The organism is Rhodopirellula sp. SH410 (genome assembly GCF_055811895.1).
This window is the reverse complement of record NZ_CM147949.1, coordinates 363178-386482: the sequence shown is the minus strand read 5'-3', so window position 1 is coordinate 386482 and position 23305 is coordinate 363178. Positions and strand designations below refer to the sequence as shown.

Here is a 23305-nt window from a genome sequence, read left to right as displayed (position 1 = left end):
AGGTGTTGACTTGCCGCTCTTCAGGGTAATGATGATTTGGTTGAGTTTTCCGAGTGCAAAGCCAAGTGAGGTGAGTTGTTACCGGCCTTTTTGATGTCGCATTTTTGGCCGAATTGAGACTGTAGTGAAAGAAAGAGGGCCACCCACTTTTCAGTCCGGGCTGCGGCTTGTTTTTCGGCCGATTTAACTACGATCGGGGCCTCGCAGAGTGCCGCCACCGGGCATCGGGCTGATTCTGATCCGATTCTCGAATATCGGCGCAGCAGCGACCCCGGAGGGAATCAAAGTGGGAGGTTTTTCGAAGACGGTCAGGCCGAAGATATCCCGAGTGGGTTGTCACGGGCGCAGAGCCAACCTTGACCGCGACGGCTGGCTTCCTCGGCGAGGTGTTCTGGGCTACCCGCTGCTCGCTTGAACACCCGCCCAAATCGGCTCACAACGTCGCACCAGGCATGGGTATCCAAGCCCATACGTGTGAGGATCGGCTGCAAGTGCGAGGGGATCGCACCGACCTTGTCACTGCGGAGTTGACGGCCTGTCCAGTCGAGCAATTCCAGATAGCTCGCCAACGAGACACTTAGGAAACCTTTCAGGCTGCCTCGTCTGCCCGAATGATCCAGGTGCGGCCCGACGGGATCGCTCTGCTCGTCAATTTCGATTGGACTCATCCAACCACTGTGCTGCCGACCGCGGCTTCGCTCCCAGTCATGGGTGCTTGGGCGGGTCCGATCGGAGCATTGAGTCAAGTCGTCAATCCGATCCTTGGCTCCGGTGTACTTGCTCGATTCAGGCGTTTCCGCCATGGCGGCGCGAATTGGGTTGAGATCCACATAGGCCGCGCACGCTAGCAAGCTCGCTTCATCGAGGAGTACCTGTGCCCGAAAACGACCTTCCCAAAAGTGGCCGCGAGCCTTGTCTTCGGCGTTACTGCGGCGGGCAATATTCTCGGCGAGACAGCGCATATACCAACTCACGTCAGACAATCGCTGACGCCGCGAGGCTAGAACCGCCGGCTGATTCAGGATCATGTTCAGTTCCGGTCTCGTCGGCACGGCGGGGCTGCCGTCAGGGTTGCGACGTGCGGGGAACAGTCGCAGCCAACGTTGGGCGACCTCCTCGTCCGACCACGCCACGACGACGTCCGGGCGACTTCTTAGAACCAGGTGCAGGTGATTGCTCATGATCGAAAAGGTCAGGCAATCGATCCCGAACGCCGATGCAAGGAACTCCATTCGGTCGCGAATCCAGCCCCTGCGGTGCTCAAAACACTCTCCAGTAGCGGGATCGGTTCCACAGAGCCACGCCTTGCGGACGCACCTCTCGATACAGTGGAGGATCTGAACCTCATTCGGATCGATCACTTCCCCACGAGCTTGCCTGGGCATCTTCATCAACTCCATCAGCGTCACGGTTTTGAGCAGCGAGACCATCGGCAATGGTATGCAATCCGCGATCGTAGGCAACTATTCATTGCCTGTCCCTATTCTATCCTTCGGCGTCCAGGCTGTCGGGGGCTCAATGGTTGGTGCAAGGACAGTCGCTCCGTTGTGACAGCATCAATTCGCTTCCTAGCGACCGCAGGTACTTCGTCAACGGCGAGTGACAAGTTTCGCAGTTCGCGATTGTGCAACGGAAGCTCGCGGTTGCAACCACAGGCGAATAGTCGAGCGGTGTTACGAGGCTGAGATCAGATGATGACTCGTTTCGACGGCGTGCGGATGCCAACTTGCGTGGCCGATACCCTGTAGTGCACTCCAAACTCGATCAGTTATTGCCAAGAACAATTGCCGGATAGCTAAAAAAAAGCTCACGATGCCCAACCGGATACGATCCGGCTGGGTTCGTGAGTCGGGATGGACTGAATGCTAATTCGAAGCGGGTTGTTTGCCCTTCAGCTCATCGATCAACGTGGACGCCTCGCTGATGGTCAGTGCTGAGAGTTCCGATACACCAAACCGATCGTGAAGCGTGCGGTCGAGCGTGATGCCTTGTCGCTTTGACATGACCGCGATCGCGTTGATCTGTTTTTCAGTCGCAAACCGTTTCACCGATGGTTGGTGACCGGTCGGTGCTGTTTGCGAGGGACCCCGCTGCGGCGGCTCGCTTGGAAGTGATTGTTCCGCCAGCATCCGGCAACGCCGGACGGCAGCAAGAATCGCGTCATTGCTCGCCTGACTGTCCAGGGGCACGGACACTCGGACTGCTGGTCCTGACTGTCCATTTGAGCTTTCAGCCGTAATGCCGAGTGTGATTGCACTATGCAAATGTGTTCTCCTGAATGGAAGATGTGAATTCGCCCGCGACGTTCAGTTCGCTGGCGAGTAAGTTAAAGGTGAAATCGCTGTCCAGTGGCATATCACGGAGCCAGCGAGTGAATTGATGCACGGACAAGCCCGCGGCAATGGATGCTGCGTAGATCGTTGATTTGGCCGTGCAGGTTCCTGCGTGAGCGTCACCCTGGGCAAACAACGTCGATTCGTACGAGTGACGTGATTTTCTGGGCTCAGCCGTTAGTAAACGAATCGTCTCGCCGTTCATACGGGTATCGATCAGCAGTTGGATCCGCCTTTGAAGGCATCGCCACACCGTTGCTCGAGTCGCGATACTGTCGACGCAACAGAACACGACGTCACCGACGGTGTGCATTGAGCGGAAGCGGTCAATGATGAAGTCGATTTCGATCGATGGATCGATGCGTTCGACCTCCAGCATCGTTGCGGTGACCTTCGCTTGCCCGATCTCATCTTCTCGATAGCCTTGGGTGGTGACGTTCGTCAGCTCGACGGTGTCGAAGTCAATCAGTTGCAACTTCGTGACGCCGATCGATGCGAGTTGCAGAGCGACTTGACGACCGATGGCTCCGACGCCGATCACCGTAACGCTGGTGTCGCGGATACGATCTCGTGGAACGAGACTCGCTTGACGCTCGAAACGATCTTGGTTGGTATTCAAGATGCCACCCATTCGCTTTCCCACCAGCCGGTGTCGTCCCGCCACTCAAAGGGATCACTGGTCAGTGCCCTCGGACGCCGAGTGAACGGATCATGAACCGTGACAGCCGCTTCGTACTCAGATTCCCAAAGATCTTGATCGGCCTCCGGGAATTCCGTGTCGTAGTCAACTTCGACGGCAAGCCGCTTGTTGCAGCCCGGCCCGACGTTCATCCGTAAGCGAGCGTAAGTGGCACCGCCGCGTGCGACGATGAACATCACGGCCCAATCCGGAGTGCCAAAGGCACGCTGAAATGTCTCTTCGTCCGTGCCACTTGGTAGCGGTGACGAGCCAGGATGCGTGTGCAGCCAAATTCGTCCACACGTTTCCGGCGTGTGCCCCTCGTCGATCTGATCGTCGAAATAGTCCGCAACTGCGGAATCATCGAATGACACGGTAACAGGCGTGCAGATTTGCTGAACCATCGCGACCGACTCGATCAGCAGTAGATCGTCGGGACTGGTGATCCCGAACATTCCGACCTCCGTATTCCCCAGGTCACGCAGGAACAACAACTTCGCCCACGCGTAGGGCGTGAACCGCAGGCACTGACGATTCCTCGCTGGGATCCGACGTCGACTCCTCTTCTTCTTCGTTAACGCAATCATCGCATTTCTCCTCCGTTAGACAGTCTTGGCAAAAGGGTTTGTTACATCGGTCGCAGCTTGAAATGCAGCTTCCGCAAAATGAGTCTCGGCAGCCTTCGCACTTCGTCATGCAGTCGTCGCAGTGGGTTTCGCTGCAACCATCGCATGAGCACGTACAGCCGCTGCAGATCTGGCCGTCACATTGATCGCACGAGCAAATGTCGTCTTCATCAACCGTGCTGCCGCAGTCCCGACACTCAGTACCCGACCAGTCGCCAAGCGTTGTGTAGGCACTGTGTGGGTTGTAGGTGTGCAGGACCTGGTTCACGACAGTGAAGAAGTCATGCAACCGCCCCTGTGCCAGGGCCAGTTTGATCGGTCCCTGGCCCTCGCCTTCGCAGAGAACTTCCGACTGAACATGCGGATGAGTCGTCGAGTCACAGCAGGTCGCTGGGTTGGGATCAAGTGCGACCACGCGGTAGGGGCATGACTGACCCAGGTACCGCAGCTCCAATTCGATTCGGAAGGCACCCAGCTCAGTGCTTTCAAGCTCAATAGTTTCGGTAGTGACTTGGATCGTTTGCTTGGCAACGTCGAAATCACAGCCCGGAAACTCGGTCACGATCGTCAGCAGGTCGCCCATGATGTCAGCGATCGTCACGCTGCGTGATGACTCCATCGACGCGACTGCCACGCAGGTAGCTGCGTCGACCTCGCGTTGCAAATCGTTCAAAGCATCGAGCAGTCGCTTGGTCAGGACCCTCGCCGCACCGTGATATTGACGCGACTTAGCCACCGAGATCATCCGCTGCCATCGCATCACCCTGTCCACTGTCGGTGTTTGAAAAACCTTCGGGTGTGAGAGGCAATGACGATCAACGGCCGCCTTGACGAGTCTCGCCATCCGCCACGCACGCTTGACGGTGCGGCGGCTCTGTGGAGTACAGCAGCTCACGATCCGGCACCTTCGATCTTGGTGGGGGTGATCGAGACTCGGTCTCCTTCGACCAGAATTTGGTCTGCCGAGACAGGCTGGCGGTTGACGCGAATCAGATAGTTCGATTCCCTGCCTTCACCGATGCGTTGGTTGAACAGAGATTGCACCGTCGTATCGGCTTCGATGTCGATGTGGTTGGCGAATCCGGCTCCGTCGTTGTTGATAAAGAGGATTTTCATGGTTTGTGTTTCCTGGGTTTGTTGTGATGGAGATGTGCGGTCGTCGCCGGCGCGTGTTGTTGTCTTCGCCGTCGGGTTCCGCGTGGGACAAAAGAACGACCGGCAACACGTTCAGAGTGCCGCCGGTCGTGGGTTGCAACGGTGAAACCGGTGTACGGTTTACAACGCTGCAAAATCGAATGATGTGGTCGCATCGAAGTCCTCTTGGTGGGCCTCGAACTCGTCCCAGTCGATGACGTGGGGGCCGAGGTGTTCGGCTTCCGGATCGCTGATCGGCTGCGAGGGATTGGCGATCAGAAAGCCGAGACGCTTGATGGTGGAGACAGAGTCGCCGGTGGTACGAGCGATGTTGCGGTACATTTCTGTTTGAAACATTGGGATGGTTCCTGAGTTGGAAGATGTCAACGAAAAAGCCCTCGTCGATCGGCATGGTGCCAAGTCGCGAGGGCTAGGAAAGAAACAAATCGATTGTTGAAGGCTTAACTCGACGCTGGCAAAAGCCAGTGCTCGTTGAGCCATTGAAGTTCGGCATCGAGTGCCTCACTACGAATGTCGAACGGTCCGAGCATCGGACCGTCAACGGGTGAAAGGTCGGCCATCCATTGGCCGTCGTCGGTGGGTTCGACGTGCGATCCACGGCGTATCTCGATGCTCCCGAGTCTATGAAGCTCGATCGCTTCGCAGTACACGGTTCGCATCATTCCATTCGGCGTGATGACAATTTCCATGTCACCGCTCATCGAGGTCGTCGCTGGATGTTACGGCGTGGACGATCAACCAGAAGTTGATCCAAACCAGCTTGCACCGACGCCATTCGAGTAGAAACACTCTGGCGAAGTTGCTCGCTCGTTCGCAATTCCTGCGGACCGACGCCGCTCACTGCCGCACGGGCCTGGCTGACCAAGTGATCGAGTTGTTCATTGGATCCGATGTTGAGAGATCGGAATCGATCGAAGAATTCGTTCAAGTTCGTCACCGCCGAGTCGCGAAACACCTTCGGCTTGCCGTCCTCTTGACCAGCGATCCGCTCGGTCAAGTGCTCGACAAGCTTTGCGAGTTCTTCCAAGAACGCTTGCTCGGCAAGCTCGACGGCCTCCACGAAACGAGACTGCACACGGCGACATTCCGACTCGTAGACTTCTGGGTTGAGCTGCCGTAGGTAGTTGGGCGGCTCAACAGCCGGAAAGTCATGCGTGATCGCAAATTCATCGACTAGAGTTGCTGGGTAATCGCTCACGTCAAACAGGTCGCCGAGTCGGTCACGAGCGGCTTCACGCATTTCAGCGAAATGCAGATCGAGTTCGGAAACGGCAACAGCCAACTCATCGCGAAAGACTTCCATCTGCGAATCGAAGTCACCGATGGTTTCACGTTTGATGAGCCGCAATCCCGGTTCGGGATAGGGAAGCGACACCGTCTTCCAGTACGACACCGCTCGCGATCGAACCGAAGTGACCGCTTTGTACGCGGGGTGGGTCGTATCGATCAGCTTCTTCGACGCCGACAAGTACTTTGACTCAGCGTCGAAGGAATCGGCAGCCTGAGTCTTCTGTTCGGACGTCAGCGTCTTGCGAACGCCGAGCCAGTTGAAACTGAGCCTGGCCGCCGCCATCGTTGACCGCAGACGATCACTGGAGGTGGTGACGCTTTGGGACGTCGGTTCTTCGAGGACAGTGGACATGTCAAAAATCTCCAAAAGAAAAGCCGGAAGCCGATCGTGATGATCGACTCCCGGCAGGGGTGGCAAAAAACGAGTTGAAAGAACAGCTAGCGGTCGCTAGTTGTTCGGGGATTGCTGTCGCAATCTTGGGGACGAATCTACTTCTCGATGCGGCTTTGATGGCCTCCTTCTTCGACGAGTTCCGTGACCTACGAACGGCCATCCAGTTGACGATCAGCCGGACGGCATCCCACGTGAGGACACCGTCCGGCTAGGTTCAAAATCCGGATTTTAGAAAGGGACTTCAGTTGTTCGACGGTTCTCTATTGACTCGGCGACGAGCCTTTGGCGAACCGTTGGTCTGCTGATAGATGCCTGAGCGACTGGCCGACAGACATCGACCGCTCGCCCAGGAACGCAGTTGACCCACGGACTCTGCCGCGGTCACCGCCACCGGCACCACGTTCTGCGCGGACTGATTTAGTGGCAGATCAAGTAACGCTGCCAGACGGCAGCAGGACTTGATCTCGGCCCCAGTCCAGTTCGTGTCATCGGGAGCACTCTGGGCGGAATCGATTTCGTAGAGCTCACGGTAGATCCCCCAAATCGCATCCTTCTCTTCACGACTGGGCAGATCGAGAAAGAACACACCGTCGAAACGCTCGCTACGGCTGAACTCAGGTGGAAGCTTGGAGACATCATTGGCTGTGCAGACCACGAACACATCCGACTCGTGATCATTGAGCCACGATAAGAACGTGCCGAACATCCGTGATGCCACGCCTGAGTCTCCACTGCCGTTCATTCCCGCGAATGCTTTTTCGACTTCATCGATCATCGCCACGCAGGGCGCCATCGCATCGATGATTTTCAGTGCCTGGCGAGTGCGTTCCTCCGACTGCCCGACGAGTGAACCCATCAGGCTGCCGACATCGATATTGAGCACGGGCCGACCGACTTCCTTTCCCAGTGCTTTGCAGAATTGCGACTTTCCGCATCCTGGCGGTGATAGCAACAAAACGCCCCGCGGTCGATTGCGTGAGTTGCCTCGGTGCGACTGTAGCATGGCTCGTTTACAGAACGCCTTCAGTGCCGACAGGCCTCCCAGGCTGCTGAAATCCTCGCCGCCGCGGTATAGCGAAAGCAATCCGCTTTTCTTTAGCGTTTGGGTCTTCATTTCCCAAACCGCATCGGCAGTGATCCGTTCCTGACGGACAAGTGACAAGCTGAAAGCGTTCTCCGCTTCCATGCGAGTCAAGCCAGTCGCAGCGTCGATCACAGTTTGAAGTTCGGAGTCTTTCGGCAATTCTCCCTCTTCAGTGGCGATTCCCCGAGCGATCTCATCGAGTTCCTGGCGGTTGGGCAGGTCATGCTCCATCACGACGAACATCTTTTCGAGTTCCGTCGGGATCTGCACCACCGGTGAAAGCACGACCACGATCGTGCGGTTCTGTTTGCCAGCCACGACCTGCCGTGCCAGTGCCTGGACGACTTCAGCGGACTGCAAGAACCGATGAAAGTTCTGCAGCACGAGAATCGCTGTGCCATCAGGCGAGGCGAGAGCGTTGATCGACCGGATCGCGGTCAACGGATCGTTGCCGATCGTGTCCTGTTGCGGTTGATCGGGAACGTTCAAGCCGGATTCAATGTCCCAGGTAGCCAGTTGCCACTGTTGATCGCGGCAGAGCTGAGCGATTTCGGTGAGGGCATCCTGGTGTTCGTGGGACTCGATCCAGATGCCGGTAAAGCAAGCTCTCACGTACTCCGTGAGACGGGTATTGAGTTTCAAGGTTGATCTCCTTGCTAGTGGTGTTGTTGATTGGATTGCGACTGATTGGCCTGCTGATGAAACTCAGCGGTCAACTGCTCGCTGGTGCGTTGACCAAGTGCCGTTTCGATGAACTGACTGGCCTGACGGCATTGGCTGCCGGCAAAACCCTTGGTCTGAACCTGCGTTTGGCCCGTGGGCGAGACGACGATTTCGATGGTTGGCATCATGCGGCACCTCCCACCGTGACGGTTAACTTGATGGAACCGTCCGCGAGTGACACCTCCGTGACGGTGTGACCCTTCAGGTGAGCTTCCCGTTTCGCCTTCTCGACGGCGTAGGCTTGCAAGAAGCGATCGAGTTGAACCTGCTTGCCCCAGTGGCCGCCGTAGTTGTCGAAGCGGGCCTCGCCCGACTGTGTGTTGAACACAGTCGGGTATCGCCAGCCGGGAAGGTTGACGATCACGCCGGTTGCCTCGCTGCTGAACAGCTTGACGGTGCCCCGCGTGGGTGGATCCAGCTTGAGACGCCGGCAAGCGGAACCGATTGCGACCTCGTCTCGGACTTCCGTTTTGATTTCCACGATGTGGCTCATGGATTGAGTCTCCTTTGCTTAAGTGAAATGGTTAAATCGGTGGCTCGACGTCATCCGTCGAGTCACCACTGAACAATGCGTGATTGTTTTGCTCGTCGTCGTGATCCAACGCTGGACGCCAAGACGCAGGCCCCGGCAACAACCTTGGCTCATCCGATGTCATTTCGAGAACGAGCATCTCCGCGACCGCGGCATGATCAGGTTCCTGCAAATGCATTTGCCGGATCACAAACACCGCGACGACGAGCGGCAGCACGCACGCAACGGTCAGCCCAAAGTTCTGAATCACCGTTGCGATGATAGGATCTCGGTGACGTTGCGATGCGATATCGCGACGATCCTGTTCCAGCTGGTTATGGCCAGAGTAGATGACCGACTGCTGCTCATTGAGCTGCGAAGTCATCTCAGTTTGGGCCGCGATCAGTTCCCGACGAGCTTCGGCGTCGCTTTTGACCAGTTCCTTCGCGGTTTCCGCGAGTTGGTGGCTTTCTGCGACGACGGCTTGGGACTGATCAGCGAGCCTTTCGTTCTGCATGCGTTGTTCGGCCATCGATTGTTGAGCGAACGCCGCAAGCCGTTCGTCAGATGAGTCATTGCACCCGGCGACGCTGAGAATCAGCAGAGTCAGGCACATCGCGACGCGTTGAAGATGGTTCGTTTGCTTCACGAGGATTTCTCCATTGGGAAAAGACTCGGGCCAGGAGCGACTGCAGAGCACGTCTGAGTCGGATCTCCTTCGCCCAAGCCAGGGTGAGTAGCACGACCAGCACGCTGCTGGCCGCCAGAACGGCAAAGGCCATTGGGTCTCCTTCAAAATCGATGGGATAGAAACGAAAAAAGCCCCGCAATCCAGGCATCTCTGAGTGAGATGACTGAACGACGGGGCTTTGGCGGGGGTTCCGGGGACTCAGAAAATCTAAGTCTTCCCAATTAATAGTGACACCAAAAACGCCAAAATTCGATTTCTGACGCGGGATTTACGTGATTTCTACGCTAATCAAGCTGTTTTCGGCTTTTCAGACTAAGTGGCTGAAACCGGAGCGTCAGAGAAAGAAGGCACGCCTAATGGCCGAAGCAATTAGAGTAAAAAGGCATGGATGTCGCGTGCGGCAATGAAGTAGGATTCGTCAATGAGAGTTCCGTAGACGAACATGACATTTTCCGTCCGATTGCACTGACCTTAAAGAGGGGATTCTATGTCTGATCCATTGTTATCGATTCGCAATCACCACGCCGCCGGCAGCGGCGATCCTCCGATTGTTTCCCAGCAAGACGGCAACACGTATGTCGGCTATTTTGAGAACCGATATGGCGAGCAGTGGATTTACACTTCTGATCGAAAGACTGGCGAATCATATCTGCGTGGCGGCGACATTGGATGGAATACACAACATCCGGTTGTGGCAGGCGAAGTAGGGAACTTGAATCTTAGCGATGAAGAACGATCGTGGCTGAGTGCTTGCTTGAAGGCAACGCAGAGATGACAAGTCGCATCCTGACCAACCTCAATGCTGCTTTCAAGGGTTCCGCTGGTGCTTTTTTCGTGAAGCCTCAACGATCCCTATGAAAATCCTCTTCCTGCACGGCTGGCACAGCGTAATCGGTGGCATCAAACCGACGCTTCTCAAGAACGCTGGTGATGACGTCATCAATCCGAAACCTGATGACGATGCTGCGGTCGTAACGGCACAAGCGGAGTTCGATGAGCACCAACCGGATGTGATCGTTGGTTCATCACGCGGTGGTGCGATCGCGATGAAGATCAAGTCAAGTGATGTTCCGCTCGTACTTCTTTGTCGCGCGTGGAAGAAGCGGGGGAAGATCAAGGCTCTCAAGTGCAACTCAGTGGTTCTGCACAGCCGATTCGATGATGTGATCCCTTTTACTGTTCACTGTCTCAGATCTCCGGTGTCCCACTGACGACGACACATTGTGTCCTTACGGTGAGATCAAACCAATGAAAGGCGTCCAATACAACATGACCGAAACTGCCTTGCTGGGTGCTCTCCAACCAACAACCCGGGCGGCCTGCTTATCCGTTGGCTGCAACACTCGATACCGGGCGTGTGGCTAGCACTTACCCAGACGGGATTCACACCCGCTCGGCAACATACCTTGCCAGTCCGCACGTGCATGTCATTGTTCCCCGCTCTTTGATTTACTTTTGGTCGGGCAGGAGGACTGACGCCACCGTAACGACGGCAAGCATCGCCGTCAGCATCGTTCCGCCCACGAAAAGAAACCATCGCACCCACCTGCGATCGTACCCAAGCCATCGAACGTAAGTTTCGATCATTGGGCCAGCGAAAAAGCAGACGTTGGCAACAATAGCGCCCTCGGCTACAAGCACAAGAGTACGCAGTTTCGTCAGATTGGGTCCGGCGAGTAGAAGCGTGAGTAACCCCAGTAAGACGACGAAGATGAGTCGCAGTCGTTCCCATGCCAGAAACGTCGGTTTAGCGATCGAAGCAAGAGAAGGCGAAGTTGTGGATGCAGCTAGCGAATTCGTCTTTTCGGAGGACGCGTCTAGCGATGGAGTCGAGTAAGGATTTTCCGTCATGCGGATTTCAGTCAGGGAACGGTGCCCGTCACCGGGCGGGGAAATTTGATTGTCCATTTGTGAAACCGTGCAAGCCCGGCTCCGGCGGACGGGATGTTTACCCACCGTCTTGGACCGATGCAGAGTCGTCATCGTAACCAGCGGTGGCGAAGTCGGACGGAATCAATGGAGCCGACGTTTGCGTTGGGAAATGCAACATCCCACCAATCCCAATGCCAAGCAGCAGAAGCCCCAGTAGTGCCGAGTAACCGGCCCATGATCGTGCGTTAGACGTTAAAGCCAACGGACCAATGAAGACGGTGGTTTTGCGAGAGCCTGGGATGTTCACGGAATAGGTGCGAGTAACAGTGCCATCGTCGGTGTAGGTTTGTCCTGTGACGATGTCCGTGTCGATCAGTTCTGGATCGGTGGCGGCAAAAGATTCGCGGGCAAGCGAGATCGAAGCGAAGGCAAGCAACGCGATTGGTGTCGCAAGACCGATGAAGACAAGCCAAATCGGAAAAGTGTGCATCGCCCTAATCATTGCTTTCACTCGGGTAAAGGGCAGACAACACGGGGTACGGATGGAAGAGTATCCATTTCAGAAAACGTTGAAGCCGTCCTCACGTGCATGTCATCGTTCTGCTTCTTTGCGGCGTGACAAGACACACCAACGACTGTAACTGTTGCCAGTCTCAGTTGCTCGTCGTCCGGCTCCATCTGGATACAGCCCTGGTTCGCAGTCGCTCGAACCGACGCTTGCGTGGAATAAAGTGTACCCAATGTCAGAGATCGATGACATCAATTCGAGCGTAGCGAATCCGTCGACGCACAGGTATAGGAGTGAGCCATCGTCAAGCGGTGAAACTGTCGCGGAAAAGTTGCCGCCGATGTTGATATTAGTCGAAGGATGGCCTGTCCCAATCGAGCCCGTGAAGTCGCCGTCCACCCAAATCTTTGAACTATCAGCTGATTCGATCCGGCCGAAAACGGAACCACCAATATAAATGTGAAGATAGCCGCTGGCACGTACCGTAGCATTTTTCGCCACATTGCCACGAATGACGACCTCGTGGAAACCTCCGGTTTCCAGATCGGCGTTCAGATCACCATTAATGTGAATGATTCCGCCGTCAGGCGCGGAGAGGTTGACATCACAGGCAGAATCAATATCGAGCGCGTCAGCCTCGCCGATGAGCAGGGGTTGCGTTGGGGCCATGACGGTTGACCAGCGTTTTTCGCTTTCCGATGCGAATCGCCAATACGTGACCGAACCGTGAAAGGCGTCGATCAAGACGTCGATGTGCGAGACACGACGTTGGATGCTCTGCGGCAGCGGCATGTCTTCAATTCAATGGCAGAACGTTCGGGATCAGCGGGCGGCGGGAGACGACTTTGATGTCAGCAAGAACCGCACCACCGCCGCTCCGCTGAATCCCATGGTTCGCCGCAACCGTTGATCGTGAGTTGGCGTTTGCAAAATCGCATTCTCCGATGAATCGGTCATCGTCCAAGAAACACCTCTGCAGTCCGATTACCATCGGTAATGCGCACGGAAAAATGGTCACCAAACATTTCCCGCTTTCCATCAAAGTGCACCCACCACTGTCGTTGGCCGTGCGAATCATCGTAAACAACGGTCGGGGCGCTGTAGTCTTCGAGTTGCAGCCCGTTTTCGGTCGCAGTCTTCTTCGCGATCAAAAGTGCATCGGAGGAAGTCAGTTGCGATTCATCCGGAACCAACGTCGCAGCCGGTTGTCGGTCATCCGGAGGCAACATAGCAGCCGGTTGCCGCGATGCTTCGCATCCCGCAATGAAAGGCAGTGCAATGAGCAGCGCGACAGTGATAAGACGGAAGTGGAGCATATTGCGTCGGCGAAAGAATCCATGTAAGTCCAAGGTTTGACGGGTGGGAGCCATTCGTTAAAAAACTGGCGACTCAAACCCGTGATCTGGGCAGCTTGCGGCTGCCCGTCACATTCGCTCCACCCACCAAACACATGGAATGAAATCTCATGAAGATTCTCGCACTCGACCTCGGAAAATTCAACTCCGTTTGCTGCCTTTTCGACTCGAAAACTCGCAAAACGAAGTTTGTCACGACACCCACTACGAGAGAACACTTCGGTGTCATCTTCAAGGACACCAAGGCCGACCTCGTCGTCATGGAGGCCTGCGGCCCCTCCGGTTGGATCAATGATCTGGCACAACATCAAGGGCATGAAACTCTCGTCTGCTCCACCAACCAAGAAGCCTGGCGATGGGCAAACGTCAAACGCAAAACCGATCGTGACGACGCCCTCAAGCTCGCTCGGATGGCCGCCATGGGCGAACTCAAAGGCGTCCACACGCCCTCATTGAAACACCGCGAGTTTCGATCGCTCGTCAAATACCGCAAGACACTCGACGGCCGAATCAACAAACCAAAAACGCCATCCGTGCGTGGTTCGTCAACCATGGGATCGAGATCGCAACGGGCGAGAAAGCCTGGCACACCGGACGCGAGCACATCAACTCGTTTCGCAAACCCCTGGCTGACTGTGGACCTGACGAACTTTCCTTCGGTGGATGACATGGTTATCGGTCTTCGTCTCCGCGCAACCAAGCAATCTCTGCCCTCAGTTCAGGCCCCCAATCGTAGTGGTTCTCTGGTCTCCTGGCGTTTCGTTGAAGCCAGTGGTCCATTGATGCGATATACTCATCGCACGCATCGGTCGCAGTAAATTGCAATGCAGTTTCGCGGTCAACTTTAGCGAGCATGCGAAATGCAACAGAGCGGCACGTTGCGATTTGATGATCGCCTTTGTGGCGTTCAGTGGAGAGCATTTCGATCAGCCGAGTGCGAACAGATTCCGGTGGTACGCCAATTTCTCCAAGAACCCAAATTCCAGTAGCGCGAAATTCATTGTCCTGACTTTGCGTTAAATCGATCGTCCACTTGAGGACCTTGGTGTGTAACACATCGGTAGAGTCAAAGCCACAAGCATTCAGCACAGCACCCACGGATCGCATGCCGGAAAGAACAAATCCATAGTCGGCGGGGCGTGGCTCTGGAGTCGCATGAATTTCACGGCACATCTGGAAGAGCGTTGGCACGTAGGCGATCCCCTTAGCGCCCATATGACGCAGATGTGCAGCTGCCAGGAGATTCCGCTTTGGTGGAACATCGGAGAACGCTCGAACGATCCAATCATGCTCCATTTTCTATCCGATAACGAATTGCGATCTATCCGCATGTCAGGCGTAGAAAAAGCTCAACTTTGTCGGTTGGGCTGCTCGCCTGACGTGCGGATAGATCGTACACTATAAAGAGGAAAAACGCCCCGAATAGCGTCATTTTTTCATGGACGACACCCCATCCGACACCAATTTGCTAGCATGGCGGGTTCTTCACTTCCTGCTCACTAACAAACTGGTGCCGAAAATGGCTCAACCGAACCGCCCGAAAGGCTGCCCGCTATTCCTGCATTCTAACCGCCAGTGGTCCAAAAAGATTCGTGGCAAGCTGCGATACTTCGGCACTGATCTGGATGCCGCGTTGAAACGATGGGCCGATGAGAAGGATCACCTGCTGGCCGGCTACGAGCCGCCGCGAATCGATGGCAAGCCTTCGCTGTCCGAGTTGGCAAACTTATATCTGGCCGATAGTCGCGACCGCGTGAAAGGTGGTGTCGTCCGCGCTGATCACACCAAGGATTACAAGGCGATGTTGGAAATCGTCATCGGTGCCGTCGGTGGGCAAGCCAAGCCAGACATGATGACGCCTCCGCAATGGCAGGCCGTACGCTCGGCATTGTCGATCGGCAAGTCTGGCAGGGCTGTTGCCCAAGCTACGTTACAGGGGAGACTGGCGAGGTGTCGCGCGTTCCTGAAATGGTGCCTGCTCCACAAGCATATCAAATCAATCGACATCGCCGACACCTTGACACCGCCAGCCAAACGGTTGCTACGCCGTGAAGCCACTGCGAGGGGGAAACGGCTATGGGATGCTGCGGATCTGCGGAAAGTGCTCGATGCTGCCCCGGTGGAACTGAAACCCGTGCTCTTGCTCGGCATAAATGCGGGCATGGGTTCCTCAGACATTGCCGCGATCACCCGAAGTCAATGGCGAGCTGGCCAAGAGTATCTTGACTGCCCGCGAAACAAAACTGGCATTGACCGCCGCGTCTGGTTGTGGCCCGAGACTCGGCAGGCGATGGCCGACGCTGTTGCCAAGCGAGCGACGCCCGCTCGGCAGAAGTACGATAATCGGCTGCTCTTGACCTTGCGCGGCTTGCCCTGGGCGCGTGCTGAGTCTACTGGTTCTGTCGATCTGGTTTCCAGCCGACTGGAGAAGGCAAAGGCCGCCGCGGGTGTCACCAAGGGGCACCACTATGACTTGCGTCGGACCTTTCGCACGGTGGCTAGCGAAACATGCGACTTGGAAGCGATCAACCACTGCATGGGGCACCAAGGCAAAGGCGAAGGCGCGACATACCTACAAGGTATCTCAGACGAGCGGATCCGCCGCGTGTGTGAATTGGTGCGGGCATGGCTGTATGGTGCCGAGGCGGCTGTAGTTTCGATAAACTAATCTCACGTCGCCAGCGGGGTAGCTCCCCGCGTGTCGGCCCGCCGAGCGTTGCCCCACAACGACGCTCGGCGGCTGGCAGCGACCATCTTTCACTTGTGGGAATCTGAATAATGAGTAGTCGAGTCGAGCACCTGGATTCATGCCAGCAATGCGAACACCAATGGATACCTGACGACCCGAACACACCTCGCATTTGTCCAAGGTGTGGCAAGGATGATTGCCACCGAAGGACGCGGGTTGAAGTGACATCGAACTTCAACGCGACGTCCTACCCACTACGGAGTTTCTTCGCGGCCGGCGTCCGATCCGAGAACCGTTGGGAGAGCGTCCCCGCGAAGCTGCTCGTGAGTGGCGATGGCCGAAGCGCAGTCAGTACCGCCGTCCGTCCACTTAATGACCTGGCTTGCGAGTCGATGGAGAAAATAGACGCGGCATTCATCGCAGATGGTGGCACCGAGCCAATTCGGGAAACGGCGGTTCTGCGATGGCTCGGCAAGCGTCTGGGCTGCTCCACAAGTCTGCTGCTGGACATGCCGGTCAGCAAGATCATTGCGGCGATTGACGCCCCGGCAGCCCCGGCGCCAGCGGTTGCCGACCTGAATCCCGACCTGAATCCCGATCTGATCACCGATCGAAACGAGCGTGGCCTGACGCTCTGGAACAGCTCCAGCACTGTCACGTGGCGGGATGTTTGCATTGCGATCAATGGCACTGCCGAGCCGGGGCAAGACGAGATCCAGCGAGTAGCCAAGCAGATCAAGTACTACGCCAAGAAAATCAATCGGAGAATAGAAAAAAGATCGTCCGGCAGAAAGCGTAAAAACGAAATCGGAGAATCGGAGAACTGACTTTCTCCCTATTTTTCCTGCAAAACGTGTTGCCTACCTTTCGAGTGCTTAACCACTACTCGAAAGGTTTTTTATGAAAACGAAGCAAGGGCAAACGCAGTACCTCACGACTGGCCAGGTGGCCCGCGAATTGGGCATCACAACCCAAAAGGTTCGCGCTCTGATTGAGCTGGGCCGCCTCCCCGCCGTCAACACGAGCGCCGCCACCCGCCCCCGATGGACAATCCGCCGCTGTGACTTCGAAGCGTTTATGACGCCTGAGACCGCCAAGACTTCACAAGCCAAGCAGGCCAGTGAATCACGTCGTCAGCGAATTGACGCGAACGTCAAGAAGGTGTTCTCATGAGCACCCAAAACGAAAAAAGGGCCACCGATCGGCAAAATCGGAAGCCCCTCAAAAAAGTTGCCAGTGTTGACACCCGGCGAGCGGATGATACACCGGTGGCCGGCTCCGGGCAATCGCAAATCGTAAAACGTCGGTCGCGGTACCCAAAAATCAAGGCCATCGACGGCAAGACCTACCGCGTCGACGAATGCGGATTGATCGACGTTCGCCGCCAGTGGCCCGAAGGGGATGCACCCAGCGAATCGGAAATCTTACTGGCAATGCGATGGCTTGCCCGCAACAAAAAGATCAAATCCCCGTCAATCAGCTCCTACGCGGCCAAGCACGCTATTGAGCGATGGCTGAGGCTTCGCGGGGAATCCGGCTACGTCTCGAACGGTGCTTTAATTGTCGCCGCGTATCGCTGCGGGTTTCGCCAAGCAGCGAGCGATCAGAGTCTAAACACTGGCGTGGCAATTTCGCGGCGTGTTTACGACCGGCTGCCCGAATCCGCCAAGCAGTGGAACCGACGGAGGGTGCACCCGTGAGGCTAACAACTACCGCATGGTGTCCATGCGCTGCACCTGAGATCGTGCCGGTTGCCGAAGTGGCGAAACCGAGAGGCGTTGCCTGCTACGACGTTGAGAAGTTTCTATCAATCCTGCACCCAGACGGATGTTATGAAATTCGGATTTATGATTGCCCAGCAAAGAAGGGAAGCGACTTTAAGGGGACGGCTGCGGGCTACTTCGTTGACCACAAAAAAGCGAATGGGCAAATCAAGTATTTTGGTTGCAAGCATCCTCCAGGGATTTATGTTTCCTTGAATCCCGTTGACGGAAATCGATTGCTAGGCCGGTCTACTAATGAAATCACCCCACGAGTCAAGTTCGCGGCCAAGGATCACGACATCGTGTCGCGTCGATGGATACTTATCGACATTGACCCGAAGCGAGAAGGCGGCACATCGGCAACCGATGCCGAGAATCGGTCCGCGACACGAGCAGCGGGGGAGATAAAAAACTGGCTTGCTTCCCGTGGCTGGCCCGAGCCGCTGCGGTGTATGAGCGGCAATGGCGCGTACTTGCTTTATCGCGTTGATCTGCCGAATGATGAGCAAGCCAAGGAGCTGGTTTCGTCGTTTCTCACAGTGATCGGCGATCGATTCACTGACGAAAAAGTAGACGTGGATCATACCGTCTACAACGCAAGCCGAATTCTAAAGGTAGCCGGAACCTGGGCACGCAAAGGCTCAAACCTGGCAGGCGTCGACGGCTATGAGGATCGCCCGCATCGGCAGGCGTGGTTTATCGATGACGGCCAAGAGATCGAGGTGGTTGATCGTGCGTTAATCGAATCGCTTGTGGCTGAGTTTGCAAAACCAAAGGCCGATCTGCCGAAGGCGAAAACAGCAGCAACGGCAAGCCACCTGGCTCGCCCCTCCTCGCCTGCGATCGTGGAGCGATGCCGCTTGTATCTCGACTCGTTTGACGGTGCCGTCGAAGGCGAGCACGGATCAAACAAAACCCTGGAAGTCGGCGCGACAATCGAGCGGTTTGGCTTATCGTTCGAGGAGGGATGGCCGTTGATGCTCGAGCACAATCAGAAATGCTCGCCGCCGTGGTCTGAGCATGAGCTCGAGCGGAAATTGGCCCAAGGGATGTGCAAGGCCCGGGAGTCCGGCGAGACGGGCGTGAAGCTGCGAGAGGATCGCTTACAGGCGACAACTACAGCAACTGCGATAGTGCCAAAGGCTCGCGCTGTCGAACCTGGCACGCAGGTAAATGCCACCGATCGGAATAACCTTGGAAAAGTCGTTTCGGATAATGGCGATAGTTGTATGGTGCGGTTCGTTTCGCCAGAAGGCAAAGCCGAAACCGTATCGCTATCCAAGACAATTTTGATGACTCTCGATGGCGAGCTGCTGGCACCGAAGAGCAAACTGGGCATCACGTTTGCCGGTGTCGACGCCAGCGAGTTGGCGAAGTACGTCGACATGGAAGCCGACTGGCTTGTCGATGGCATCTTCTCAGCCGATCAACCCACTGTTTTCGGGGCAGCGAGTAAGGCAACGAAAACGACGCAATTGGTTGACTTGTCGGTATCGCTGGCGACAACCACACCCTGGCTTGGACACTTTCCCGTTTCCAAACGTCGCAAGGTGCTGTTCATCACAGGGGAATCCAACTACAGGGCGATAAGCAAGCGGATCAAGCGGGCCCTGGACGTGAGGGGCTTCACCTGGAGCGATGTTTCCGAATTCCTTCGCGTGGAAGCGATCGAGTTTCCATCGCTTCCGAGCGTGGCGGATCAAGCGGCAATCACACGTGACGTGAAGAAACACGGGATCGAGGTGGTTATCATCGACCCGCTTTATCGCGGTTTGCAAGGGCTCGACCTGTTCAAAATGAACGAGATGGGTGAAGCGATCATTCAATTCGTGAAAGCGTGCCAGCCAGCTAGCGTGATTATCGCCCACCACATTGTCAAAACCGCCGCGCGGGAAATGGGGCAGCCGACACTAGAAGACTTGTCAGGGGCCGGACTGGCCGAGTCTGCGGGCAATTGGTGGCTGATTGGCCGGAACGTTCCTTACGCATTCGATCGGATGCACGACCTATCTGTCGTCTACGGTGGCCGCGATGAGCAGGCCGGACTGCTGAGGGTTGTCTTTAACGAGGCTGAATGGACTGCCGAAATCGCCTCTGGCCACGATGTTTCCGAGCAGCGAGCCAGGGATGCCCGCAATAAGAAGTTGGCCGCCAAGGCCCGGCAGATTCACGAGGCCCGCGCCGGTGTACTTCACTCACTCGCGAATGAGCAGGAGCCTAGGTCGAAAAGCTGGATCGAGGATCGTTCCGGGCATCCGCAAAAAGTCACGCGGCTTGCGATCGCGGAACTTTTGAATGATCTATCCATCGTCGAGCAGTCATACACCGACGCCAGGAACCACCAATTGACTGGTTTGATCCTCGCCAAGTTTGCATCCCAAGAGGCGGCATTGTGAACCCTGCTCGTTATGCTCGTTATGCTCGTTCGTGCTCGTCAAGCATGAATCTGACGAGCACAGGAAACAGGGGTTCTGTGCTCGTCGTCGTTCCCTATAGGGGACGACGACGACGAGCACAGACATCCCCCAGCGAAACGAGCATGAGATCATGCTCGTTAAAAAGTGAACTTGACGAGCACGCCCAGTCTGAAGCGAGCTGAGCGACGAGCAGCAACGAGAGCCGATCGAGATCACCGCCACCCCCATAGCCCCCTCTGGATTCTGACGTTCAAAAAAAATGGCGAGCGTTGATGCCCTCCCACGCGTGCAATGTCAAAAAAAACGATTTCGATATTGGCCAGTTTTGAGCCGGTTTGAATTCGTTGGAGCTGGCTTGCTGCTGGATGACGGGCCGTAGCCAATCAAAAAAAAGATGGCCGAGCGACCGCTTTTCAAAGAGGTTGGCCCGCTCGGCCAACCCGCTGTTCTAAGATTTCGCACATGAGCACAACATTGACGCCAGCCGCCGCCCGCGTTTCCATCGGCACCGTTGAGTGCGAAGACCTGCTTCGCATCAAACGGGCCGCGTGGGATGCGTCCTACCGCTCGATGGATTCATTGGGCCGGGCAGCCAAGTTTCCGGCGTGGCTCTTCTCGATTGTCACTGCCGAGCATAACCGCCGTGTGGCTTGCGATCGTGGCGAGCACTCACCCATGGAGACGATCGTGGTGCCGATCTTGCCGGCTGCAGAGTTGGCCGCCGCGTTGATCGACGTGCGATCCTACACCCGCGTTGAAAAGTTGCCGGATTCACTTCGGCGGCTTTTCCACGAAATCGAAAACCACATCATCGCCCAAATTTCAGAGGCACTTCGATGAGCACTCACTGGATGACCACCGCCGAGGTTGCTGAGCAACTGGGCGTGTCGTCGCAAACTGTTTTGGACTGGGCACGTGATGGCCAGCTTCCACAACCAAGGCGATTCAGCCGGCGAACACTTCGCTGGCCCCGGGCCGAGATCACCGACCATTTACGAGCGATGCCGCGCGGCGTCGACGAAGCCCCAACCCAAGTTTGAAAGCCAAGACAATGAGTTTTTTCAACAGCACAGCAGCCACCGCCCAAGCGCCTATTAACGTCGGTGGTCCTGAGCCCGCGCCCACGTTCAATTCAAAATATCGCGGTCTAAAAATCAAGGAGCTTCGCGAACAAAAGAGCAAGCTGGCCGCCGAGATGCAAGCGAGTTTGGATGTGAACGAATCGGCATGGAACGACGATCACGAGCGAGAGCACCAAGCCAAACTTGGCGAGATCGCGTCGATCACCTCCATGATTTCCGCCCGTGAGAATATTGGCGAGCACTTGCCACACCCCGGCCGCTCGCGTGGTTACACGGTGTTGACTGACGCCCAAGGCCAGCGGCACTATTCCGTCAGCAGGGGGCAAAGTTTCGCTGGGTTGCCCGGCACTGGCGAGCAACCCAGCGATTGCCAGCATCCTGCCGGGGAATACTTGCGGGCTCTCGTGACGGGCGAAACGGCATACACACCGCCCAGCATCGGTGCGGCCCTGGACCGTGGCAACGCGACGAGCGCGGGCTACATCTTGCCAACTGCCCTGGCTAGCCAAGTGATCGACAAGGCCCGCGCCCGATCGATTTTGGTCAATGCCGGTATGGGGACGATTGCTTTGAACGGTGCTGGCCTGGACATCGCCAAAGTCGATGCTGACCCCGAAATGGACGTCAAATTCGAGAACGACAAGTTCAAGGAATCGGCGATCACCTTGGGCCGCGTGACGATCACGCCGAAGTTGATCGGCTGCATGGTCCGTTCGAGCCGCGAATTGATCGAGGATGCACCGAACGCCGCAGCGGTCATCGAGCTGACACTGTTTCGTGCACTTGCCGCCGTGATTGACAATCTCGGAATCAACGGACTCGGAGCCGCTCAACAGCCGTGCGGAATCCTCCATCAGCCGGGCATTGATTCAACCGACACCGTGGGCGAGATCGATTGGGCAAAACTGGCTTTGGGTGCCAAGGCGGTGCGTCTGAACGATCACGAGCCAACCGCGGCACTTTTGAGCGTGAACAACAGCCACTCGCTCGGAATGTCTGTCGATCTGCAAGACCGATGGCTGGATGCACCCCCGGTTCTTCGCGGGGTTGCCGGGTTGGACAGCACGAGCGTGCCAGATGAGCAGATCGTGGTTGGCAACTTCAGCAACTTCGTGCTGGGCTTGCGTCAAGGTGCGACCATTGAAATCACCGAACAGGGCGACGAAGCTTTCAGCCGCCACCAATTGCTGTTCAAAATTTGGTTCAGAGGCGATTTTGCCGTGCTGGATCCTTCCGCGTTTCACATCCTGGACGGCATCGAGCAGCCAAGCTGATTCAAAGCATCGCCGCTGCCGCGTGTCATCATCGCGGCGATGCACCAAGCCCGCCGGGTGCCACTGGTCCTGAATTGCCGCCAGTGGTGCCCGAGCGGGTTTTTTCGTTTTGATATTGGACCACTTATTGGCTTGCCGTCGACGACGCGGTAACACATCACATGGAACAACACATCGATGAAGCGACTGCCCTGGACGCTCACACATCCACGATGAGGTGCGAGGAGGCCTTTCACCTCGTGATGCTTCGCGGATGGTCGCACTCGGCCGCCGCCGAGCTGCTGGGCTGCGACATCAGGGCCGCCGTTGAAAGAAAGCTGCCGTTGGCGTTCATGCCATTGCCCAGTGAGATCATCCACGCGACTGAGGCAATCCGGGCCGGGCACGTGGTCGTCAATCAATCGAGCGGCAACCGCTGGCAGCAATGGCGGGACGAGATGGCCGACGATGAGCCAGAGCCGATCACCGAGGAAGTGGACGACGGGGGAGCTGGCGACGATGATTGTGAAGGCGATGCACTTTCCCCGGTGACAATGCCGAGCTGGTTCAATGGCGCGGGCTGACTCCGGTGCACTTGCTGGTTGTCGTGCTCTCCGGATCGTCGAAATGCCGCCCTGGTTCAATGGCGAGGGCTGACTGGCTTGCCCCTGCCGGATGAGATCGCGCGTGAAGCAATTGCGGTCCGGGCCGCCCGGCTGCGTGACAAGCCAGCCATCGATGAGCCCCGAAGGCTGAGCGGACGACCGATGCTTTCCTCCCCGAAGGCTGAGCGCACGCTGCGCAGGATCGCGAAATTCACCGGACGACGAAAGGCGGTCAGCCACCGACGAAGGCACGCCACAGAATCGCCCCTCTAAGC

The 23305-nt window shown here is 56.5% G+C and carries 29 protein-coding genes; 12 read left to right on the top strand and 17 right to left on the bottom strand.

Annotation, left to right across the window (positions count from 1 at the left end):
- Positions 1–308: 308 nt before the first annotated feature.
- The 13 genes from SH410x_RS01445 to SH410x_RS01385 all read right to left on the bottom strand — a co-directional run bounded on the left by SH410x_RS01445 (position 309) and on the right by SH410x_RS01385 (position 9444).
- Complete coding sequence (locus SH410x_RS01445) at positions 309–1430, bottom strand: transposase (RefSeq protein WP_473677447.1); 1122 nt, start codon at positions 1428–1430, stop codon at positions 309–311.
- Positions 1431–1865: 435 nt separating this feature from the next.
- Entirely contained in the window at positions 1866–2264 is a 399-nt protein-coding gene (locus SH410x_RS01440) for a hypothetical protein (RefSeq protein ID WP_473674008.1), read from the bottom strand.
- Positions 2257–2952: a ThiF family adenylyltransferase gene (locus SH410x_RS01435; protein ID WP_473674006.1), complete on the bottom strand. Its 696-nt coding sequence runs from the start codon at positions 2950–2952 to the stop codon at positions 2257–2259. Before SH410x_RS01435 ends, SH410x_RS01440 begins: the two co-directional genes overlap by 8 nt.
- Positions 2949–3467 (bottom strand): hypothetical protein, encoded by a 519-nt coding sequence (locus tag SH410x_RS01430; RefSeq protein WP_473674004.1) that lies wholly within the window; start codon positions 3465–3467, stop codon positions 2949–2951. The genes SH410x_RS01435 and SH410x_RS01430 overlap by 4 nt, the downstream gene beginning before the upstream one ends.
- 22 nt (positions 3468–3489) lie before the next feature.
- Positions 3490–4533 (bottom strand): hypothetical protein, encoded by a 1044-nt coding sequence (locus tag SH410x_RS01425; RefSeq protein WP_473674002.1) that lies wholly within the window; start codon positions 4531–4533, stop codon positions 3490–3492.
- Positions 4530–4754, bottom strand: coding sequence for a MoaD/ThiS family protein (locus SH410x_RS01420; RefSeq protein WP_473674000.1), 225 nt, complete (start codon positions 4752–4754; stop codon positions 4530–4532). The genes SH410x_RS01425 and SH410x_RS01420 overlap by 4 nt, the downstream gene beginning before the upstream one ends.
- A 159-nt stretch (positions 4755–4913) precedes the next feature.
- Positions 4914–5129, bottom strand: coding sequence for a hypothetical protein (locus SH410x_RS01415; protein WP_473673998.1), 216 nt, complete (start codon positions 5127–5129; stop codon positions 4914–4916).
- A gap of 104 nt (positions 5130–5233) precedes the next feature.
- Positions 5234–5494, bottom strand: coding sequence for a hypothetical protein (locus SH410x_RS01410; RefSeq protein ID WP_473673996.1), 261 nt, complete (start codon positions 5492–5494; stop codon positions 5234–5236).
- Positions 5491–6435 carry a hypothetical protein gene (locus SH410x_RS01405; RefSeq protein ID WP_473673269.1) on the bottom strand — a complete coding sequence of 315 codons (945 nt, stop codon included), beginning with the start codon at positions 6433–6435 and terminating at the stop codon, positions 5491–5493. Before SH410x_RS01405 ends, SH410x_RS01410 begins: the two co-directional genes overlap by 4 nt.
- A 283-nt stretch (positions 6436–6718) precedes the next feature.
- Positions 6719–8203, bottom strand: a complete 1485-nt coding sequence (locus SH410x_RS01400; protein WP_473673994.1) for an AAA family ATPase — start codon at positions 8201–8203, stop codon at positions 6719–6721.
- Positions 8204–8217: 14 nt separating this feature from the next.
- Positions 8218–8409 (bottom strand): DUF2997 domain-containing protein, encoded by a 192-nt coding sequence (locus SH410x_RS01395; RefSeq protein ID WP_473673992.1) that lies wholly within the window; start codon positions 8407–8409, stop codon positions 8218–8220.
- Positions 8409–8777 carry a DUF1257 domain-containing protein gene (locus tag SH410x_RS01390; RefSeq protein WP_473673990.1) on the bottom strand — a complete coding sequence of 123 codons (369 nt, stop codon included), beginning with the start codon at positions 8775–8777 and terminating at the stop codon, positions 8409–8411. Before SH410x_RS01390 ends, SH410x_RS01395 begins: the two co-directional genes overlap by 1 nt.
- 31 nt (positions 8778–8808) lie before the next feature.
- On the bottom strand, positions 8809–9444 hold the full coding sequence (locus SH410x_RS01385) for a hypothetical protein (protein ID WP_473673988.1): 636 nt from the start codon (positions 9442–9444) through the stop codon (positions 8809–8811).
- Between the two features lie 529 nt (positions 9445–9973).
- On the opposite strand from SH410x_RS01385, the gene SH410x_RS01380 reads away from it, so the two are divergent.
- Both SH410x_RS01380 and SH410x_RS01375 read left to right on the top strand, forming a co-directional pair.
- Entirely contained in the window at positions 9974–10261 is a 288-nt protein-coding gene (locus SH410x_RS01380) for a hypothetical protein (RefSeq protein ID WP_473673986.1), read from the top strand.
- 79 nt (positions 10262–10340) lie between these two features.
- Positions 10341–10697 (top strand): hypothetical protein, encoded by a 357-nt coding sequence (locus tag SH410x_RS01375; protein ID WP_473673984.1) that lies wholly within the window; start codon positions 10341–10343, stop codon positions 10695–10697.
- A 238-nt stretch (positions 10698–10935) separates the two neighbouring features.
- Here SH410x_RS01375 and SH410x_RS01370 read toward each other — a convergent pair whose 3' ends face one another.
- The 4 genes from SH410x_RS01370 to SH410x_RS01355 form a co-directional block, all read right to left on the bottom strand.
- Positions 10936–11394: a hypothetical protein gene (locus SH410x_RS01370; RefSeq protein ID WP_473673982.1), complete on the bottom strand. Its 459-nt coding sequence runs from the start codon at positions 11392–11394 to the stop codon at positions 10936–10938.
- Between the two features lie 40 nt (positions 11395–11434).
- Positions 11435–11848, bottom strand: a complete 414-nt coding sequence (locus tag SH410x_RS01365; RefSeq protein ID WP_473673980.1) for a hypothetical protein — start codon at positions 11846–11848, stop codon at positions 11435–11437.
- Positions 11849–11950: 102 nt separating this feature from the next.
- Positions 11951–12658, bottom strand: a complete 708-nt coding sequence (locus SH410x_RS01360) for a hypothetical protein (protein ID WP_473673978.1) — start codon at positions 12656–12658, stop codon at positions 11951–11953.
- A gap of 161 nt (positions 12659–12819) precedes the next feature.
- On the bottom strand, positions 12820–13236 hold the full coding sequence (locus SH410x_RS01355; RefSeq protein ID WP_473673976.1) for a hypothetical protein: 417 nt from the start codon (positions 13234–13236) through the stop codon (positions 12820–12822).
- A gap of 95 nt (positions 13237–13331) precedes the next feature.
- Between SH410x_RS01355 and SH410x_RS01350 the strand changes: the two genes are divergently transcribed.
- From SH410x_RS01350 to SH410x_RS01305, 10 genes are all read left to right on the top strand, one after another.
- Positions 13332–14039: an IS110 family transposase gene (locus SH410x_RS01350; protein WP_473673974.1), complete on the top strand. Its 708-nt coding sequence runs from the start codon at positions 13332–13334 to the stop codon at positions 14037–14039.
- Positions 14040–14740: 701 nt separating this feature from the next.
- The gene (locus SH410x_RS01345; RefSeq protein ID WP_473673972.1) at positions 14741–15889 is read left to right on the top strand and encodes a tyrosine-type recombinase/integrase; all 1149 of its coding nucleotides are present in this window, start codon (positions 14741–14743) and stop codon (positions 15887–15889) included.
- Between the two features lie 242 nt (positions 15890–16131).
- On the top strand, positions 16132–16737 hold the full coding sequence (locus SH410x_RS01340) for a hypothetical protein (RefSeq protein WP_473673970.1): 606 nt from the start codon (positions 16132–16134) through the stop codon (positions 16735–16737).
- A 73-nt stretch (positions 16738–16810) separates the two neighbouring features.
- The gene (locus SH410x_RS01335) at positions 16811–17083 is read left to right on the top strand and encodes a helix-turn-helix domain-containing protein (protein ID WP_473673968.1); all 273 of its coding nucleotides are present in this window, start codon (positions 16811–16813) and stop codon (positions 17081–17083) included.
- Positions 17080–17610: a hypothetical protein gene (locus SH410x_RS01330; protein ID WP_473673966.1), complete on the top strand. Its 531-nt coding sequence runs from the start codon at positions 17080–17082 to the stop codon at positions 17608–17610. The genes SH410x_RS01335 and SH410x_RS01330 overlap by 4 nt, the downstream gene beginning before the upstream one ends.
- Complete coding sequence (locus SH410x_RS01325; protein ID WP_473673964.1) at positions 17607–20069, top strand: AAA family ATPase; 2463 nt, start codon at positions 17607–17609, stop codon at positions 20067–20069. The genes SH410x_RS01330 and SH410x_RS01325 overlap by 4 nt, the downstream gene beginning before the upstream one ends.
- Before the next feature lie 483 nt (positions 20070–20552).
- Positions 20553–20930, top strand: a complete 378-nt coding sequence (locus tag SH410x_RS01320; protein ID WP_473673962.1) for a hypothetical protein — start codon at positions 20553–20555, stop codon at positions 20928–20930.
- Positions 20927–21130, top strand: coding sequence for a helix-turn-helix transcriptional regulator (locus tag SH410x_RS01315; protein ID WP_473673960.1), 204 nt, complete (start codon positions 20927–20929; stop codon positions 21128–21130). The genes SH410x_RS01320 and SH410x_RS01315 overlap by 4 nt, the downstream gene beginning before the upstream one ends.
- Positions 21131–21141: 11 nt before the next feature.
- Positions 21142–22446 (top strand): phage major capsid protein, encoded by a 1305-nt coding sequence (locus tag SH410x_RS01310; RefSeq protein WP_473673959.1) that lies wholly within the window; start codon positions 21142–21144, stop codon positions 22444–22446.
- 161 nt (positions 22447–22607) lie between these two features.
- Complete coding sequence (locus tag SH410x_RS01305; protein ID WP_473673957.1) at positions 22608–23009, top strand: hypothetical protein; 402 nt, start codon at positions 22608–22610, stop codon at positions 23007–23009.
- The last annotated feature ends 296 nt before the right edge of the window (positions 23010–23305 follow it).